This window comes from Streptomyces canus (assembly GCF_030816965.1).
Taxonomy (GTDB): Bacteria; Actinomycetota; Actinomycetes; order Streptomycetales; family Streptomycetaceae; genus Streptomyces; species Streptomyces canus_E.
In genome coordinates this window covers 3,257,145-3,275,837 of sequence record NZ_JAUSYQ010000002.1, presented here as the reverse complement: position 1 = coordinate 3,275,837, position 18,693 = coordinate 3,257,145, and the positions used below count along the sequence as shown (strand labels likewise).

Genomic DNA, 18,693 nt, shown 5'->3' with positions numbered 1-18,693 from the left:
CCGGAAGAGACAGGGCCTCACGCCCCTTGCAGGACCTGGATGCCCGCCACGTCCCGGAGCCCGTGCCCCGTCAGCAGCCAGGCGTGTAGGCAGGAAGCCAGCAGCGGCTGGTCGGCGGGCACCTCGGGAGCCAGGAAGACAGGCTCCCGGGCCGAGTCGTCAAGGACTGCCCAACCGCCCCCGGCCAGGGGCGCCGCGGCGATACGGCAGCCGGGAAACGCGGCCATGACCTCCCGCAGCCAGTGCCCGGCGTCCCCCGACGGACGCGGGTGTCCCGCGTACAGGACGTCCGAGCAGCTCAGCCAGTGAGGGTTCCGGCAGGCGTCGACATCGGCTGCGAAGTGCTCGTCGGTCCCGGGCGCGCGCACCGCACCGGTCAGTCCTGCACGGACCGCGAAGACGTACCCGTGACCGGCCGAGGCGGCGCGGAGAACCAGCGCCGGGGCCGGGTTCCGTGCTGCGGGCGTCGTGTGCCGGCGCACCCAGGCTGATGGGGGTGAATGCGGTACGACGGTGACGTGGCGCCTCACGCCGACACCTCCCGTGGGACCCGCGACCAGGCATCCAGTGCGGGAGGCTCCGGCAGCGCGACGGTCTCGGGTTCGTACGCGGGCTGGCCCAGTCGCAGAATCCGGTACATCAGTCGACGCATGTTCCGGTTGAACCGGCCGGGTTCGGAGGTGATGCGCTCCGCGATCGCCGCGTACTCCTCGCGGCGGTATTCGGCGGTGGCGTAGTCGAGTTGGTCGACCAGAGGGTACGTGGGCGAGAGCGCGGGCGCGGTCACCGCGAGAGCCGCCGCGGGAGAGGCGGGGTTGATCTCCTGGTCGGGTGAACTGGCCAGCAGAATGGGCGCGTCGGTGAGGGTGCCGTACAGGGTGACGGAGCCGTGGTCACCGATGATGTGGTCCGCGGAGATGAGCACGGTGCGCCAGTCCGCCTCGGGCGGCACCACGGAGACACCCAGGCGGGCGCAGCGCGCCAGCCAGGACCTGACCTGCCAGGAGCCGTGTCCCGACCACACGTTGGGATGGACGAGGACGACCGGCCGAAAGCGCCCGGCGGGCAGCTCCGCGAGGAGCCGGGGGAGCAGTGCCTCGAACCGGCCGAAGGAGGAATGCGCACCCCAGGTCGACGTGACGGCGACCAGTCTCTCCTCCTCCGCGACACCCAACGCACGGCGGTAGGCGGAGCGCAGCGGCAGACTTGCTCTGATCCGGTCGTGCACGGGATCACCCACCACGTGTGCGAGCGGCAGCACCTCCGGGCAGTGCTCCTTCAGGACGGACAGCTCGGCGTGATGGGGCACGGCCACAGCCGCGGGCAGCCTGCCGCCGGGAACGAGATCCTGCCTGCGCAGTCCGGCCACGCCCGGCTGGGATCCGATGGTCAACTGCTTGAGATATCCGGCTCCATGCGGCAGCGTGATCAACGGGGCGGAAATTTCCTCCACACCGCGCGGGCCCGCTGTCAGAGCCAGATCGAACGTCATGCCCACCGCCTCGTCCCACGGCAGGACGGCTCCGCCGAGGTTCCTGAGGAAGGCAGGTACCTCGTCGTTGAACACATGGGGCGGTGCGGTGAACACCACCTGGATCCTGAAGTCGGCCTCCAGCAGCGACAGAACGTCGATCAGCCGCTTTCCATACGCCAGGGTGTGTACGACGGCCAGTACCGTCCTGCGTCGGGCCAGCGTCAGCCATTGACGTTCGGCGACCAACGGATCCGTGCTTCTGCTCAACGCCGACATGTCGTTCCCCCGTTGTCCTATGGGCCCGGTCGGGCCCTCGTGCCGTGCGTTCTGCCCTTCCGCGCGGATGGAAGGCTTGAGCGGGCCTTGCAGAAACCTTGTGGGGCGCTGTCGGACGGTTCGCGGCATCGAGCAGAGGTCACGCCGCGCGTCCGGAGCGCGGCGTGACCTCTGGTCGTCAGGTGTCGGGCGTCAGCCGAGCAGCTTGCTCGCCAGGGTCGCCGCGTTGTACGAGCCCCAGCCCGTGGTGAAGTCCCAGCCGGTGGCCGCGGAGTAGGCGCCGTTGCTGCCGCTGGTGATGTCGTGGAAGCCGGTGCCCGAGGCGGAGTAGAGGGCCGGATCGGCGAAGCCGAGGTCGGCCTTGCCGGCTGCCGTGGCCTGCTGGTTGTAGAGGGCCGCGAAGGCCGCCCATTCGGGGGCCGCCGCGCTGGTGCCGCCCACCGAGAACCAGCTGCCCTGCGAGTAGACCGAGACGCCGGGGCTGGGGTTGGCGTGCGCCGAGACGTCCGGGACCTGGCGGTAGCCGCCGCCCGCGCTCTTCTGCACCGCGGTCTGCCAGCTCGGGATCTTGAAGACCGTGGACTTGCCGCCACCGCCGCCGGACCAGGCCACCTCCTTGCTGAAGGCGTTGGCCGAGGTGACCGTCAGCTTGGTGCCGCCGACGCCGGTCACGTACGGGTCGCTCGCGGGGTAGTCGACGGAGGTGCCGCCGTCGCCCGCGTCGTCGGAGCCGTCGTCGCCGGAGGCCGCGTAGAAGCCGAGACCCTCGGCCGCGCCCGCCTTGAAGACCGCGTCGACCGCGTTGATGTTGGAGGTGGTGCGGGCGGACTCCGCGGCGCCCCAGCTGATCGAGGTGGTCGGGATGCCGCTGTCGACGATGGCCTGGTAGGTGTCGACCTCGCCGGCGTCGGAGTTGGGGCCCTCGAAGACGGTCACGTTCGCCTTCGGCGCGATCGCGTGCAGGACCTCGATGTCCAGCTCGACCTCGACCTGACCGTCGCCGAGTGCGCCGGAACCGCCGTCCACCTTCTGCACGGTCGGGGTGGGCGAGCCCAGGCCGTAGTTGGTGTCGTACTTGGTGATGTTGGACTGCTGGAAGCCGTCGAACTCCAGCAGCGCGATCTTCTGGCCGCTGCCCGTGTACGTCCCGGAGACGTTGTACCCGCCCTTGAGCTGAGCCGGGGTGTAGCCGCCGCCCGGCCCGTTGTGCGGGGACACGGTGTGCGGGGTGGCCTGGTGGTGGAGCTGGACGCGGTTGTTGAGGCCGGCCACGTCGCTGACCAGGGAGGCGATGGCGGTGGGGAGGGTCGGCGCGCTGTCGTTGGCGTAGAAGGAGCGGCCCGACTTGGTGTCCTTCCACGTCGACAGCCTGGTGCCGAAGGCCTTCTCCAGCTGGGCGGCGGTGCCGGTGGCGTCGACCAGCAGGTTGCCCGAGTGGACCTTGCCGACGGTCAGGCCCTGCGCGCGCAGGTACCCCTTGAGCTGCTTGACCTCGGCATCGGTGCGGCCGAAGCGGGCCGCGAACCGGGCCTTGGTGAGGTAGTGGCCGTAGGACGTCGAGTGCGGGTCACTGACCTTCGCTATGAAGGTGTCGAGCGCCGTGCCACCTCTGGGAGCCAGGCTGATCGCCACCGGGATCCGCTTCCCGGCCGCGACCGAACCGGTGCGCCTCGCCTGCGTGTTCAGGCCTTTCAGAACGTCTCCGGTGACGGCCGCGCGGGTCGCGTGCGGCTGCGTGGTGCTCGCGGCGTAGGCGGCGGGGACGGCCGCGGTGAGCAGGGCCGGCACGGCGACCAGACCGAGCAGTTTCAGACGTGACTTCACTGGGGTCCTCCGGAGAGTGGGGGATGTGTCCCGGAAGGGGAACGGCTTCACCGTAGGAATGCCGGCCCCACCCCCATAAGCGGGGGAACCCTTGCGTCATGTGTTAACTGCGGATGTCACGTCAGCGGCGCGTGTCGAGAGTCCGGGTGATCCGGGCCCTCGCTGGCTGACTGACCGTCACTGCTGGGACAAGCGACGGAACTTGGTCGTCGTCACCGAGGTCGACGGCCGCCCCGGTCGCGAGGACGGCCACCGCCATCGCGTGCGCGAGCGCGGTGCGGGAGCGGACGCCGAACTTGCGGTAGACCCGGGACAGGGCTCCTTCGACCGTCTTGACGCTGATGAACAGCTCCGCGGCGACTTCCCTGTTGGTGGCCCCGCCGCCGACCAGCGCGGCGATCCTGGCCTCCGTGGGCGTGAGTTCGCGGCCGCCCGCCTCGCCGCCGCGGTCCGCGGCGTCCAGTCTGGTCAGCTCGTCCCGGGCCCGGGACGCGAGTGGGGCGGCGCCGATCCGGGTGGCGATCTCCAGGGCCTCGCCGAGGATCCGGCGCGCCGTACTCCTGCGGCGCGAGCGGCGTTCGACCGCGCCGAGGGCGATCAGGGTGCGCACCAGCTCGACGGGAAGGGGGAGTTGACGCAAGCGGTCCACGGCGGTCCGCAGCCGCGCGGCACCGTCCTTCGCCCGGCCGATCCCCGCCTCCCGCAGGCCCTCCGCCCGCTCCAGGGCGGCGCGCACGCTGCCGGGTGTGGCGGCGGACACGCGGGCGTAGGCCTCGCGGACCACCACCTGGGCCTCGTCGGTCTCGCCCAGCACCACGAGGGCTTCGGCCAGGTCGGCGTACCAGTGCAGCAACGGCGGGTCGGCGGCACACATCGCCGTACCCAGCTGTCTGACCCGCTGGAGCGCCTCGACCGCGGCCGCAGCTCCCCGCGGGTCCCCGCCCAGCAGTTCGGCCTGTCCGAGCACCGCCAGCGCGCGCAGCAGGAACAGCCGGTCGCCGTCGGCCTCGGAGGCGCGTACCGCCTGTTCGGCCAGGTGCCGGGCCTCCTCGGCGGTGCCGCCCGCGGTCGCCGCCAGTGCCGCCGCGTACAGCGCGGGCGCCGCCTGTACGCCCGCCTCGGCCAGTGCCCGCGAGCAGCGGTCCGCGGTGTGCAGCGCCTCCCGGCAGAGCCCGGCGCGCACCTGCACGCGGGTCAGCGCCACCAGGGTCGCCAGGACGTCCTCGACGCCCGCGAACTCGCCGATGGCCGCGAGGAGTCGGCTCACCCGCTCGTGGGCCTCGGGCACCCGGTCGGAGTCCAGGGCGAGGATCGCCCGCATCCGGATCAGCCGCCAGCTCTCCGGGCCGCCCCCGGTGCCGCCGCTCAGGGCGAGGGCGGTCTCGAGCGCGGTGTCGGCGGCGACCGGTTCGCCGGCCAGGGACCGCACCCGGGCGAGGGTGGCCAGGGCTCCGATGCGGGTGTCCGTGTCACCGGCCCGGGCCGCCTGCCGGGCATGCCGGTCCGCGGCGTCCAGGTCCCCGCACAACAGCCCCCGTACGGCGGCCCAGTGATGCAGCCGTGCCTCCGACTCCGGTTCACCTGCGGCGTCTTCGAGGCCCTCGGCTATCAAGTCACCGGCGCCTTCGAGGGCTTGACCGGCGTTGCGCAGCAGGATCAGCCGGGCCCGCACCCGGCGGTGCGCGGAGTCCGACTCGGCGAGCACGGCCCCGGCGGCCTCGCCCGCCTCCTCCAGACGCCCGGCGTCACAGGAGTACTCGGCCGCGGCCAGCAGCCGGTCGTCACGGTCCGCAGGCCGGTCGGCCGGGGTGCGTCGGGCGGCGAGGGCGGCCAGTTCGAAGGCGGTGTCGGGTGCGCCGTCGCGGCGGGCGACCTCCGCCGCGGACATCAGGGTGCGGGCGGTGCCCTCGTCCTCGTACGGATGGGCGTGGGCGAGGTGCCGGGCCCGCTCCACGGGCCCGGTCGCCGCGCGGGCCAGCAGAGCGTGCGCCTCCCGGCGGGCGCTGTCCGGAGCGTCGGCGTAGACGGCGGCCCGGATCAGCGGATGCCGGAAGCGTACGGCTCCCTCGGCGTCGGCCGTCGCGACGCCGAGCCGTTCGGCCGCCGCGAGGTCGGCGGCCGGATCGGGGAGCCCGGCGGCACGCAGCACGGTGAGGCCGGGGCGGTCGGCGGCGCTCGCGACGAGGAGGGTGAGCCGGGCCGGCTCGGGCAGGGTGCGGGCCTGGCACAGGAGTTGGTCGCGCAGACGAGAGGGCAGCTCGCCGTCTCGCAGGGCGGCCCGTCCCAACTCCCTCGCGTACAAGGGGTTTCCGGCAGAGAGCTCCTGGACCGTCCGCAGAGCCGCCGGGGGCAGGTCGGTGCCGAGGTCGGTACGGACGAGGTGGGCCACCTCCTCGTCCGTCAGCGGCGGTACGGGGAGTTCGAGGGTGTCCGGCGGGCAGCAGTGCAGCCGCTCGGGCTGCGCGCCGTCGGGCACGCGCTCGGCGGCCAGCATGCGCACACCGATCCCCTCAAGACGACGTACCGCGAAGGCGAGCACCTCGGCGGTCGGCTCGTCGAGCCACTGCAGGTCGTCGACGACCATCAGCACGGGCCCGGTCGAGGCCAGGGCGCGCAGGGCGTCGAGGACGGCGACGCGCAGCGCGAGCCGGTTGCGGCCGTCCGCCGGTTCCCGGCCCCGCAGCAGGGCCGCCCCGAGTGCCGCGCGCGGCTCGGGCGCGAGTGACTCCAGGCAGTGCTCCGGCACGCGTGTGAACAGGTCGACGAGCCCGGCGAAGGGGAGCCGGGCGTCCTCCTCGGCGGGCGAGCAACGCAGGACCGTGCCGGACGAGAGGGCCGTCAGGGCTGTCAACAGCGTGGACCTGCCGATCCCCGCGGGGCCGTGGAGGAGAACTCCGGGACGGGCCGCCGACTCGGTCCGGACGAGGTCGAGCAGCTCGCGCCGCCCGGTCAGCGGGTGCGCGCCCATGGGATCCCAGCAGGTCGGAGCATGTGTTCATGACAACCTTGTGGATCACGGCTGTCAATGCCACCCGTCACCCGCCGGCGTCCGTCACGTCCGCGCCGCGGCCGCCTCGGCCTCCGCCCTGCGCGTCGGCGCGCCCAGCGCCCAGAACAGGACGCCGAGGACCATGAATCCGAGCAGGGGGATGGCCTCCGTCAGGAAGTACTTGACGCGTTCGTGATGGCTCCATCCGTCCGGGGCGTAGGCGGAGCTGAACCAGTTGAAGGGCGCGCCCGGCACGACCAACTGCACGCAGGCGTACAGGACGAGCAAGGTGAGCACGATGCTGATCGCGAGGGGCGCGGGTGCCTTGTACGGGCGCGGGACCTCCGGGGCCTTCCAGCGCAGTACCGCGAGCGCCGGGAAGATGCCCAGGTAGCTGACCAGGGTGGTGGAGACGGCGAGGCCCAGGACCGCGCCGAAGAGCTTCGCCGCGCTGCCGTTCGTGAGGTCGTGGGCCAGGACCAGGACGGCCGTGGAGACCAGCCCGCTGAGGACGTTGACGCGGACCGGGGTGCCGAAGCGGCTGGAGATGACGCCGAGGAAGCGCGGGGCCGCGCCGTCGTAGCCGGAGACGGCGAGGGCGCGGTCGGAGCCCATCACCCAGGTCACGCCCGAGGACAGCACGGTGAGGATGAACAGGACCGCGGCCAGGTCCCCGAGCACGCTCCCGGCACCGCTGAGGGTGGCGGTGCCGTCGCCGGCGACATGGCCGCCGTAGACCGTGAAGACCTGGCGGATCGCGTCGATGAACCCGCCGAGGCCGGTGATGGCCTTGACGGGCAGGACGAGCAGGATGCCGAGGATCGGCAGGGCGTAGAGGAGTACGGCGAGGGCGGCGCTGCGGAAGACGGCGTACGGCACGTCCTTCTGGGCGTCGGTCATCTCGTCGCCCGCCGTGCTGGGCAGTTCGAAGCCGACGTAGTTGAACATCAGGACGGGCACCAGGCCGACGAAGCCCGCATACGTCGGGGAGAAGTCACCGAGTCCGAAGCCGTGCAGGCCGTGCTGGACGCCGTAGACGACGACCGTGACGGTGAACAGGCCGAGCAGGACGAAGCGGCTCCACGCGCCGACGGTGGGGATCCACTTGCCGACGTCGAAGGAGAGGATCGCGGCGAGGACCCCGACCCAGACGAAGGCGAGGGTGAAGACGTAGAAGGCCGGGGTGCTCAGGTCCTTGCCGCCGTTGAAGAAGGTCGTGTACGCGGTGACGGCGGAGACGGAGAGGGTGCCGCCGAGCCAGACCGGATTGGTGATCCAGTAGAGGAAGTTGTTGACCGCGCCGGCCAGGCGGCCGAAGGCGCGGCTGGTCCAGATGTAGGGGCCGCCCTCGTCGGGGAACGCGGCGCCGAGTTCGGCGGTCAACAGGGCCGAGGGGACGAAGAACACGACGGCCAGCACGAGGAGCCAGGTGAACGCCTCCGCGCCGGAGGAGGCCACGGTGCCGATGGTGTCCACACCCACGATGGTGCACAGCAGGAAGAACAGGATGTCGAAGCGGCCGAAGTGCTTGCGCAGCTTCTGGCGTTCCGACCGGGCTGCCGGCGGCGCGTCCGCAGGCTCTGAGGTTATGGGGCCAGCGGTCACCAGGGGCTCCTGCCGATGAGCGGTACAGGCGGAATTCGGCCAATGATCGACGCCGCCGCACATGCTCACAAGCGTTCATTGGGAACTCTTGACCGGGTATTGCCGAAAGGGACAGGAATGCGTCGGACACGAGGGCTCTAGGGGTCCTGGAGCTCCGCGCGCAGGGAGTCGCGCAGCCGGCGCAGGTCGTCCGCGGGGCGGCCCAGGCCGTTGAGGTGCAGACGGGCCGCCTCGGTGCGGTCGACTGGGCGGACGGTGAAGGCCAGGTTCATCGAGGCGCGCAGCATCCACAGGTCGTAGGCGAGCAGCCGGGCCGCGCGGGCCTGCGCCGCGAGCAGGTCCGGGTCGGTCGTCCCCAGGTCCTCAAGCCGGGCGCGCAGCCGGTGCAGGGCGATGCTCTGCTGCCCGCAGTCCCGTGCCGTACCGCGCGACACCGGACCGGGTTCGCCGCACGCGGCCACCACCCAGTCGGCCGGTGTCTGCGCGGCCACCGCCTCGTCCAGCACCGCGACGAGCGCCCGCAACTGGTCCGGCCGCGACGGGCGGACGGGGGCCGGGCGGCGGTGGGGGCGCAGGAGTGGCCGTACGGCATCGAGCAGCTGCACGCCAGCGAGCCACCGCCGGGCCCCGAGCCGCCGTGCCGCTCGGGGCGCGGGTGCGTCCGGAGTTGTGTCTGTGCGCATGGCCCCTCCTGGCGTCCGTGGCGCCCCCGGGCTGGGCTGCGGGCCGCCGCGACCTCGGTGGTCCCGGCGCCGGTGTGCCGCGGGCGGCTGGGTCCGATGACCGCGACGCTCCGGGCCCGGCCGGTGGCCTGCGCGAGCGTGGCGGCCCCGGGGTTCGGGGGCCCGCGACTCCGGTGGTCCCGGCGCCGGTGTGCCGCGGGCGGCTGAGTTCCGTGACCGCGACGCTCCGGGCCCGGCCGGTGGGGTCCGTGCCACCGCGGAACGGGTCCCGTCGGTGGGGGCCTCCGCGGCCGCGGAGAAACGGGCCACGCCCGTCGCGTCCCTCCAGTGTGCGCCTCGTGCGTGGCCGGGTGTCTCCGTGCGTCCCGTCCGGAAGGCTTGATCGGGTGTTCTCAGGGGTAGTTCTCCTCCCCCGGGAGTAGCGGAAGGCGGTGCGGTCGTCCCGGGGAGGCAGGGCAGGTGCCTCCGTGGGCACGATGTGCGGGCGGGTCTCGGGGACGAGGCTGGTCCGTGTCGGGGAACAGGAAACCAGGCCCGAGGAGGGCGCCATGAACCGCCAGATCCGCGTTCGCGTCAGCCGTCGGCCCTCATCCTCCCGTGACACCCGGCAGCCCGAGATCGACCGCAGGACACCGTCGGGACGGCTGCTGCCGTACTGACACCGGTCCGGGCAACTCTCGACACCACGACCGTCCACGGGGTCGACGTCCGCTGCGGCGCGCGTACCGCTTCGCCGCACCGCCCCAGGAGCGCCGGTACAGCCCCACCGCCACCCGGTGCGGCCGCAGCTCCGGGTGGGGCTCGGCCGCCTCGAGCCGGTTCGGACCGCGCACCCGGATCTCGCCGACCGTCTCGCCGCAGTACGACGTGATCGGCGGCCCGCCCTCCTCCTCCACCAGCCGCAGCTCCACGCCCGGCAGCGGTGCGCCCACCGTCCCGGCGCGTGGCTCGCCGTCCGTAGGGCCGTCGGCTCGTCGATCCGCCCCTCGGCACTCAGTTCGGACGACGCTCGGTCGCCGTCCGCAGCTCCACGCCCGGCAGCGGTGCGCCCACCGTCCCGGCGCGTGGCTCGCCGTCCGTAGGGCCGTCGGCTCCTCGATCCGCCGCTCGGCACTCAGTTCAGACAACGCTCGACGGCCGTCCGCAGCGCCTGCCGCAGCTCCGGCGACGGCAGCGGGCCACCGCCCTCGGCCCCGGCCGTGACCACCGCGGCGACCTTGCGCAGCTTGGTGTTGGAGAGCTGGGAAGCTTCCCGCAGGACGTTCCATGCCTGGTCCGAGGAGCAGGCATGGGTGGCCATCAGGACCCCGCGTGCCTGGTCGATGACCGGGCGGGTGACGATCGCCTGCCGGAGCTGCTCGACCTCCGTGCGCAGCAGGTTCAGCTGTTCCGCACGCTCCAGGACCACTGCGGAGGGCACGGGCTCGCGGTGGGTCCCGGGGCCGTGCAGCGGATCGTCGGGATCCAGACCGGCCATCTCCAGGACGCGGCGCGGCTGGTCGTTCCAGCCGGTCGCCGTCACCCGTACCCGACGGCGGCGGCCGTAGGTGTCGAGGACCTCCAGGAACTGCAGTCCCGTCGTGTCCATGAACGCGACGCCGGTCATGTCCAGGTCCACCCGGCCGGTGCCGTCCGGCAGCCGCGCCAGGGCCCTGGCCAGGGTGTCCGCACAGCCGTGCATCAGATCGCCGCGGAGGACGAGCACGGCCCTGCCCCCCTCCACGCCGGCGTCGATGGTCAGGTTGTCCAGTCGGCCTGCGAGCGATGTGTGTGCCGCTGAGCTCATGTCCGCCTCGCTGCTCCCCACAGTCGTCACGACGTTGAGTCACCGATCGCCACCGGTTCCCGGTCCGGTCCGAGGGTGTGGCCGCGCGGGGCCCGGCGGTGCTGGAATGCGCCTGCCCGGCGTGTCGGGGAGTACACCCGGCGCATCGGGGAGTGACAGGTGCTTCCCGGGGGTAAACGCGGTCTCGTCCAGGTAGTGGCGGAGAGACGTTTCTGGTGGGGAGACGTATCGAAGGGAAGACAGCCCGTTCGGGAGAGTGGAGAGCAGGTGTGGACATATGGCCCGAGACGCCCCGGCGCCGCTTTCCGTCGGGCGGGAGCGCGGTGACGACGCCATGAACGCCGTGGCCGAGACCGCGGGTCCGTTCGTGCATCCCGCGCTCTTCTACCGCGACGAGCGGGAGTACCTCGCCGGTGTGGTGCCGTTCGTACGCAAGGCGCTCGCCGCCGGGGAACCGGTGGCCGTGGCCGTGCCCACCGAGAAGCTGCGGCTGCTGAAGGCGAAGATCGGCGCCGGGGAGGCCGTACGGTTCCTCGACATGCGGGAGGCCGGGCGCAACCCCGGCCGGATCATCCCGGGGGTGCTGCGCGCCTTCGCCGACGCGCAGCCGCCGGGTACCCGGGTGCGGATCGTCGGTGAGCCGATCTGGGCCGGACGCACGGCCACCGAGTACCCGGCCTGCGTCCAGCACGAGGCGCTGATCAACGCGGCCTTCCAGGGCCGCCCGGTCACCATCCTGTGCCCGTACGACACCCGGCGCCTCGATCCGCAGGCCGTCGCCGACGCCTACGCCACCCACCCCGTGGTCGTCGACGCCGGTTCCGGACGCGAGGAGGAGAGCGGACGGTACGACTTCGAGGCCGTGCACGCCCGCTACAACACGCCGCTGCCGCCGGCCCCGGACGTCCCGGCCCACGCCTTCGTCGCCGATGTGCTCGGCGAGATCCGGCACTTCGCCACCGACGTGGCCGCGCGGTTCGGGCTCGTGCGGCCACGGCTCGACGACCTGGCGCTGGCCGTCGCCGAGCTGACCACCAACAGCGTGGTGCACGGCGGCGGTTCGGGCCTGCTGCGGGTATGGGCCGAGGACGGTCATGTGGTGTGCGAGGTCCGCGACCGGGGACACCTCAGCGATCTGCTGGCAGGGCGCCGGCCGCCCTCCCGGGACCGGCAGGGCGGCCGGGGCCTGCTCATGGTCAACCTCGTCGCCGACCTCGTGCGGGTGCACACCGGGCCGGAGGGCTCCACGGTCCGCTGCTGGTTCGCCCTCTGAGCGGCCGTGACCCGCGCGCCACGGTCACCGGTCACGGTCACCGGTCACGGCGAGTCCTCGCCCAGGTGGCCGAACTGCGTCGGTCCACCCGTCTCCGGCCCCGTTTGACCTGCGAATTCGTTTCGCCGTACCCCCGCGTGGGCAGGGTTCGGGCAGCGTGGCCCGGTCAAGGCCTCGGGTGGGGGGAGCGCGGCGGTGCCCGACCATGTGCGTACGGCGGACGGACGACGGTTACGGGTGGAGGTCTCGGGGGATCCGCACGGACGCCCCGTGTTCCTCCTGCACGGCATGCCCGGCAGCCGGGTGGGGCCGAAACCCCGCTCGATGTTCCTCCACCAGCGCGGCGCGCGTCTCATCAGCTACGACCGCCCGGGGTACGGCGGTTCGGACCGCATGCCGCGCCGCCGGGTCGCGGACGTGGCCCAGGACGTCGCCGATGTCGCCGACGCCCTCGAACTGGACCGGTTCGCGGTGGCCGGCCGCTCCGCCGGCGCCCCGCACGCCCTGGCCTGCGCCGCGCTGCTGCCCGACCGGGTCACCAGGGCGGCGGCGATGGTGGGCTGGGCACCGCGCGACGCCGAGGGACTGGACTGGTACGCGGGCATGGCGCCGTCCAACGTCGCCGCCCTGAGTACGGCCGCCACCGACCCCGAGCGTTTCGCTGCCGGGATCATTCCGCGCTCCGCCGCCATCCGCAGCAATCCCGCGCGCCTGCTGGAGGAACTGCGCGAGGACCTCACCGCCGACGACCGGCTGATCGTCTCGGACAACACCATCCGCTCGATGCTGCTGCGCAACTACCGTGAGGCGCTGCGCACTTCGCCGTACGGCTGGATCGACGACGCCCTCGCCCTCACCGCGTCCTGGGGCTTCGACCCGGCGCGTATCAAGGTGCCGGTGCTGCTGTGGCACGGCAAGGACGACGTCTTCTCCCCGGCCTCGCACGCCTCCTGGCTCGCCGACCGCATCCCGCGTGCCACGGCCGTCCTGGAACCCACCTCGGCCCACTTCGCCGCGCTCCGCGCCCTGCCGGCCGTCCTGGACTGGCTGCTCGCCGATGCGATGGCGCACTGACGGGTGGGCGGATGGCCGCGCGGACGTGAAGGCGTTTTGCGATGCGGGGCGTCTGCCCGTGCGCTGACGGGCGGGCGCGCGGACGCGAGGGTGTTGTGCGATGCGGGGCGTCTGCCCGTGCGCTGACGGGCGGGCGCGCGGACGCGAGGGTGTTGTGCGATGCGGGGCGTCTACCGGCGTCTCGGGGTGGTGGCAGCCGAGGGCCTCGCGCAGCGCCGGCAGCGCCGCCTCGTCCCGTTCCCGCGCCTCCTCGAAGCGGTGCATTGCCCATGCGGGGCGTCTGCCCGTGCGGGTGCGCCGGCGGATGGGTGGGCGGACGTGCGGGTGTATTGCCATGCCGGGCGTCTCCCCATGCGGGCGCGTTGACGGGCGGGCGCCCGGCCGTGCGAGTGCGTCGCCGCGCGGACGCACCGACGAGCGGTCGCCGCCTCACTCGGCGGCGCCGCTCCGGCCCGGATCACACGGACAGGGGCTCCAGGTCCCGGTAGATCCGCCGCTCACGGCTCGCCAGCAGGGTGATGCCGTTGTCCTCGCCGAGCAGCAGGCGCAGCTCCGCCAGCGCCTCCTCGCGCAGGACACGGGCCTCGCTCTCCCGGCCCAGGGCCCGCAGGCTGAGCCCCAGGTTGGTGACCACGGCGAGCGTCTCGGGGTGGTGGCCGCCGAGGGCCTCGCGCAGCACCGGCAGCGCCGCCTCGTCCCGTTCCCGCGTCTCCTCGAAGCGGCCCTGGTCGTAGAGGACGTTGGCGTAGTTCACGCTGCAGAACACGGTGTGCGGATGGTGCTCGCCCAGCACCTCCTTCATGCGGGGCAGCACCTTGAGGAACACCGCCTCCGCCTCGTCCAGGTCCCGGCAGCCCCAGTGGAAGATCCCCAGATTGTTCAGGGCCGCCTGGGTGTACGGATGCGCCTCGCCCGGAACCTTCATGTACTCGGCAAGCACCTCTTGGGCCACCTCGCGGGCCCGGTCCCGTTCGTCGGCCGCGAACAGGTCCGCCGCCAGGTTCAGGTCGCAGGCCAGCGAGTCGGGTGTCGGGGCCGTGTACTGGTCCTTGTACTGCTTGCGGGTCGCCTCCGTCAGCCGACGGGCGTCCTCCAACTGGCCGTTGCGGCGCAGCGACACCGCCAGGGATTTGGCGCAGCGCAGGGTGCCGGGGAACTCCCTGGTCAGGATCCGTTTGTGGGCCGCGTACGCCCGCGACAGGATGGACACCGACTCCGCGTACCGCCCGACCTCCCGGAGGTCACGGCCGAGGCGCTCGGCCGAGGCCAGCGTGTAGGGATGGTCGGGGCCGAGGACGGCCGTGCGCCGGTCGAGCGTGTCCTGGTCGATGCCGCGCGCCTGGCCGTAGTTACCCACCATCCGCAGGGCGAGAGCGAGGTTGTTGGCCGCGCTGAGGGTGCGCCGGTGCGACTCGTGGAAGATCTCGCTGAAGCCGTCGTGCGCCTTCTCGGCCAGGTCGACCGCCTTCGTGTACTCGCCGAGGGCCGCCAGGTCGCTGGAGAGCGCGGACATGGTGGCGTAGGTGTGCGGGTGCTGTTCGCCGAGTTCCCGGCGCTGCCGTTCCAGCAGGTCCTCGCCGATCTCCCGGGCCTCCACGTAACGCCCCTGCGAACGCAGCACGTTGGCGAGGTGGAAACGCAGGTAGAGGTAGTAGACGTCGTCCTCCCCGAGCACCGGCCTCCAGTGCTGGAGCAGGTCCTCCGCGAGGCGCCTCGCGGCCAGGAAGTCACCGCGTTTCCACTGGTAGCGGACCCGGTCGATGAGCAGTCGACGGGTGTCGGCCTCACGGCAGTTGCGGGCGTCGGAAGCGGACAGGTGCGGCCAGATGACGGCGAAGCGGGGCCACGTGGCCGGGTCGTCGATGGGTTCGTCGCCGTCGGGCCGGGCGCCCGCCAGGACGGTGTGCACGACGTGCCGGGCCTCCTGCTGCTTCTCCTCGGGCATCTGGGCGCGGATCACCGCCTGCACCAGCCGGTGCACCTGGAGGCTGTTGGTCTTCTGGTCGACCTTGGCGAGCGCGAACCGGCCGATCTCCCGGATGACCCGGCCGAGCAGCAGGCTCTCCTGGAGCGAGGGGTCGTACGGCTTGAGCGCCGTGATCATCTCCTTGCTGTAGAGCAGTTGCTGGGAGATCGGCTCGGGAGCGAGGAAGGCGCACAGTTGCAGCAGCCGTACCGCCGCGGGTGATCGCTTCTCCAGCTGCTCGATCGACACGTTCCAGGTGGCCGCGACCGTCCGCGGGTAGTCGGGCGGCTGGTTGAGGTCCAGCACCTCGGTGGTCTGGCGGGCCAGCTGCCGCAGATAGTCCTCGATCGGGGTGGCGGTCTCGGCCAGCCAGGCCGCCGCCTGTTCGACCGCCAGCGGCAGATCACCGAGGGCCTCCGCCACCCGGTCGGCGTCCTCGGCCGTCAGGCCGTCCTCGCGGCGCCGGGTCAGGTGCTCGACGCTCTCTTTGCGTTCGAAGACGTCGATCTGCTGGGACGCCCCGTGCTGGGACCAGGCCTGGTTGCGGGAGGTGACGAGAATGTGCCCACCGTCCCCGGTGGGGAAGTAGCGGGCCAGCTCCGCGGGATCGCCGGCGTTGTCGAAGACCAGGATCCAGCGCTTGGTCGGCAGCCCCCGGGACAGCCGCTGCACCGCTTCCTGGCTGGCCTTCGTCATGTCGTCCTCGGGGCCCGTCGCGCCTATCAGCGGGGCGAGTTCGGCCAGCGAGGCGACCACGTCGTCGATGTGTTCGGCGGACATCCACCAGACCAGGTCGTAGTCGGCCATGAAGCGGTGCACGTACTCGATGGCGAGCTGGGTCTTGCCCACCCCGCCCAGCCCGAACAGTGCCTGCGGCTGCGGCGGGCCGGACAGGTCGCCCAGCTGGGTGCGGATCCGGTCCATGATCGGGGCCCGGCCGGTGAAGGTGGTGTTGCGCTGGGGCGCGTTCCAGATGCCGGGGGTGATGCCGGGGAAACGGGGGGCCGACGGGCTGCTCTCCGCCGGCTGCAGCGGGAGTTCCAGCGCGCGCTGGAGTGCGGCCACACACTCCGTCTCGTCGAGCCGGTGCAGGTCGGTGCACGGCTCCGGGAGCGGGACCTCCTCGACACGCAGCGGCACCACCGAGCTGCGGGCACCGTCCGGGGTCCGCTCGCCGAGGGCACGCCAGACGGAGTCGGCGTACCGGGACTCCTGGAAGGTCTTCGACAGCAGCACCACGGTGTGGGCGGTCGTCTCCGCCGGCTCGACCGGTCCCGTGGAGATCTCGTGCAGCGTGACCTCGCAGCCGGCCCGCTTGAGGAGGTACTCGACCCAGTCGGCCCACATCCGCTTCTCCGCCGCGTACGCGACCACGACATCGGCCACGCTGGTCAGCGGCCGGCGCCTGAGGTAGGCGTCCCGGCAGCGCAGCCGGACCGGTTCGGGGATCTGCGGCAGCGAGGTGACCTCGCGGTCGGAGATGACGGCCGTGAGCCGCTCGAAGGCGGACAGCAGCGAGTTGGCGATGCCGCTCTCGTCGCCGACGGTGGCGAGGGTCTCCTCGTACGCGTAGTACGGGCGGTAGGGGATCTCGACGTTGCCCCAGTAGGCGCTGAGCTCCTCCTGGCTCAGCGGCCGGCCGTCCGCCCCCTTGGGCAGCCCCTCGAACCGCATCCGGGCCAGCGCCCGGCCGGCGTCGACCTTCTCCTTCTCGCCCTCGTCGATGCGCATCGGCACCGGCAGGACCCGTATCCGGCGCGGCCGGTAGCCCTCCTCGACACTGCGGGCGACGACCGCCGCCCCCTCCAGCGCCTGGTCGCTGAGGGTGAAGCAGTCCACCAGGACGTCGGGCATCTCCATGGTGCAGATGTCGGCGTTGTCCGAAAGACCGGTGCGACTGTCGATCAGGACATAGTCGTACGTCCCCTTCATGCTGGCCCTGAGCGCCCTGAGGAAGGTGCCGCCGCCGAGGCGCTCGTAGAAGTTGTCCCACTCGAACGAGGTGACCGCCGCCGAGTAGGCCCGGTCCTGGCGGCCCGCGGAGAGGAAGTCGAGGGAGCCGCCCTCGGGGAAGTGCAGGTCGAAGCGCTCGGGCCGGATGGACACGGCGTGCTGCTCGACCTGGGCGTAGGCCAGGTGCCAGTCGTCGGGGCGCTGGGTGCCCGTGGTCGCGGCCCAGGCGTAGTCCTGGATGATGTTGATGACCCCCGGGGTCGCGGACAGCGCCTTGGGGTCCAGGAACGGGTGGAAGAAGCGGTGCAGTCCGGGTGCTTCCAGGTCCCAGTCCACGGCGAGCACGCGTTTGCCGTTGGCCGCGAGGATCCAGGCGGTGTTGGCCAGGGCCATGGTGCGGCCCGTACCGCCCTTGTACGAATAGAAAGTGATGACACGTCCGTCGCGCGGGCCCGTCATGCTTCTCCTCCGTGGTCGGGTCCGCCTTCCGGGTACGGCGGCTGGATGGGGCCCAGCAGACGGGGCCTGGGCACGTGCGGACCCGGCGGCGGATGGGCCTCCGCGTGTTTGAGGTACTGCCGGGTGGTGTGCGCCACGACGGCGGGCAGCACGTCGGTGAACGCCTTGAGCGTGGGGACGCCGTTGACCGCGGTACGGCAGTCGGTGCGTCTGCCGCGCTCCAGCAGCAGCGGGAGCGTGCGCTCGAACTCCGTGGTCAGGCGATGTCCCTCGTCGCCGTGACACTGCAGATCGGCCCGGTTCCAGGGGACGACCGCGCTCACCCAGGGCTGGGCCTGGGCGTCGAAGGCCTTCAGTCTGCGCCGCCGTTCCTCGTCGGTCAGCGCCCACCGGTCGACGAGCAGGATGCGCGGCCGGCCGGTCTTTCCGCTCTCGTCGCCGGTGCCGGGGGACAGGGGGCCGTCGGTGTCCTCGTCGTCGAAGGAGGAGACCGTGGGCCGGTAGTCCAGCGAGCGGATCAGCTCCTCCGCCAGGGCGGGCAGCGGGCGTGTCGACTCGGAGTGGTACGGGTTCCAGTCCAGCGCGTCCTCGCCGTAGGGGCGCGGGTCCCGGTCCTCGGGGACGCTGTCGCGGGTGGGCGCGGCCACCGTCAGATGGATGTGCCGCGGTTCCTCGCCGCGCGGCCGGAACGCACTCGGTGTCGACTCGTAGTCGCGCAGCCGGCCGGGCGGCAGCGGCGACTCCTCGGCCACCTGGACGATCCGCTGGGCGAGGGTGAGGACGGTCTCCTCGTACTCGTCGCGCAGTCTGCTGAGTTTGATGAGCCCGTAGAAGCCGTTGGTCGCGTAGCGGTCGCCGAAGGTCGTGCGGTCGAGGTGTATGTGGCGTATGGAGTCCGGCAGTTGGTGGAAGTCGACGCGCGTCCACAGGGCCGGGACGATGGCGGACACCTCGCGTCCGCCGGCGGCCCTGGCGTGCAGGAGGCGCTCGTTGAACGCGAACAGTTCCCGGCCGCACATCTCGCTGGTGAAGTAGCGCGGTGACAGCAGCGGTACGAAGACCCGGCAGCGGGCCAGGTTCTCGCTGAGCTTCCTCGGCCACCCCACGCCGGATCCCATCTCCCGGTCGATGAAGCCGACTTCGGCGCCGGCGGGCAGGTCGGTCAGCGCCATGATGTGGTTGCACAGGTCCCGGTAGAGCTGGTGCACCCAGTGGTCGGGGTCGCCGCCGCCCGACCCCCACGGCGGGGTGTGGGCGTAGCTGAGGAAGAAATAGGGCTGCCCCTCGGCCGGGGCCTGCCCCCACTCTCCGTCAGGTGTGTCCAACACGCC

At 72.4% G+C, this 18,693-nt stretch carries 11 protein-coding genes and 1 pseudogene; 2 read left to right on the top strand and 10 right to left on the bottom strand.

Translation table 11 applies throughout. The annotated features are described in order from the left end of the window. Window positions 1-17 precede the first annotated feature (17 nt). The 8 genes and pseudogenes from QF027_RS15985 to QF027_RS15950 all read right to left on the bottom strand — a co-directional run bounded on the left by QF027_RS15985 (window position 18) and on the right by QF027_RS15950 (window position 10,637). Window positions 18-530: a hypothetical protein gene (locus QF027_RS15985; RefSeq protein ID WP_307075234.1), complete on the bottom strand. Its 513-nt coding sequence runs from the start codon at window positions 528-530 to the stop codon at window positions 18-20. Then, a complete protein-coding gene (locus QF027_RS15980; protein ID WP_307075232.1) occupies window positions 527-1,750 on the bottom strand; it encodes a hypothetical protein in 1,224 nt (407 codons plus the stop codon). The genes QF027_RS15985 and QF027_RS15980 overlap by 4 nt, the downstream gene beginning before the upstream one ends. A gap of 192 nt (window positions 1,751-1,942) precedes the next feature. Then, window positions 1,943-3,574: a S53 family peptidase gene (locus QF027_RS15975; RefSeq protein WP_306981730.1), complete on the bottom strand. Its 1,632-nt coding sequence runs from the start codon at window positions 3,572-3,574 to the stop codon at window positions 1,943-1,945. Window positions 3,575-3,695: 121 nt separating this feature from the next. Then, a complete protein-coding gene (locus tag QF027_RS15970) occupies window positions 3,696-6,542 on the bottom strand; it encodes an AAA family ATPase (protein WP_307075230.1) in 2,847 nt (948 codons plus the stop codon). Window positions 6,543-6,626: 84 nt separating this feature from the next. Beyond that, window positions 6,627-8,168, bottom strand: coding sequence for an APC family permease (locus QF027_RS15965; protein WP_307075228.1), 1,542 nt, complete (start codon window positions 8,166-8,168; stop codon window positions 6,627-6,629). 137 nt (window positions 8,169-8,305) lie between these two features. Continuing rightward, entirely contained in the window at window positions 8,306-8,851 is a 546-nt protein-coding gene (locus tag QF027_RS15960; protein WP_307075226.1) for a hypothetical protein, read from the bottom strand. Between the two features lie 818 nt (window positions 8,852-9,669). Further along, window positions 9,670-9,807, bottom strand: a pseudogene (locus QF027_RS15955) (acyl-CoA synthetase); the annotation flags it as partial. A gap of 158 nt (window positions 9,808-9,965) precedes the next feature. Next, window positions 9,966-10,637 carry an ANTAR domain-containing protein gene (locus QF027_RS15950; protein ID WP_307075224.1) on the bottom strand — a complete coding sequence of 224 codons (672 nt, stop codon included), beginning with the start codon at window positions 10,635-10,637 and terminating at the stop codon, window positions 9,966-9,968. A gap of 334 nt (window positions 10,638-10,971) precedes the next feature. On the opposite strand from QF027_RS15950, the gene QF027_RS15945 reads away from it, so the two are divergent. Together QF027_RS15945 and QF027_RS15940 are read left to right on the top strand one after the other, a co-directional pair. After that, window positions 10,972-11,910: an anti-sigma factor RsbA family regulatory protein gene (locus tag QF027_RS15945; RefSeq protein WP_307082381.1), complete on the top strand. Its 939-nt coding sequence runs from the start codon at window positions 10,972-10,974 to the stop codon at window positions 11,908-11,910. Between the two features lie 195 nt (window positions 11,911-12,105). Then, on the top strand, window positions 12,106-12,984 hold the full coding sequence (locus QF027_RS15940) for an alpha/beta fold hydrolase (protein WP_307075222.1): 879 nt from the start codon (window positions 12,106-12,108) through the stop codon (window positions 12,982-12,984). Between the two features lie 457 nt (window positions 12,985-13,441). Here the strand turns inward: QF027_RS15940 and fxsT are convergent, their stop codons facing one another. Then, a complete protein-coding gene (gene fxsT / locus QF027_RS15935; RefSeq protein ID WP_306981743.1) occupies window positions 13,442-17,362 on the bottom strand; it encodes an FxSxx-COOH system tetratricopeptide repeat protein in 3,921 nt (1,306 codons plus the stop codon). Continuing rightward, complete coding sequence (locus QF027_RS15930) at window positions 17,359-18,687, bottom strand: TIR-like protein FxsC (protein ID WP_306981745.1); 1,329 nt, start codon at window positions 18,685-18,687, stop codon at window positions 17,359-17,361. The genes fxsT and QF027_RS15930 overlap by 4 nt, the downstream gene beginning before the upstream one ends. Window positions 18,688-18,693 lie beyond the last annotated feature (6 nt).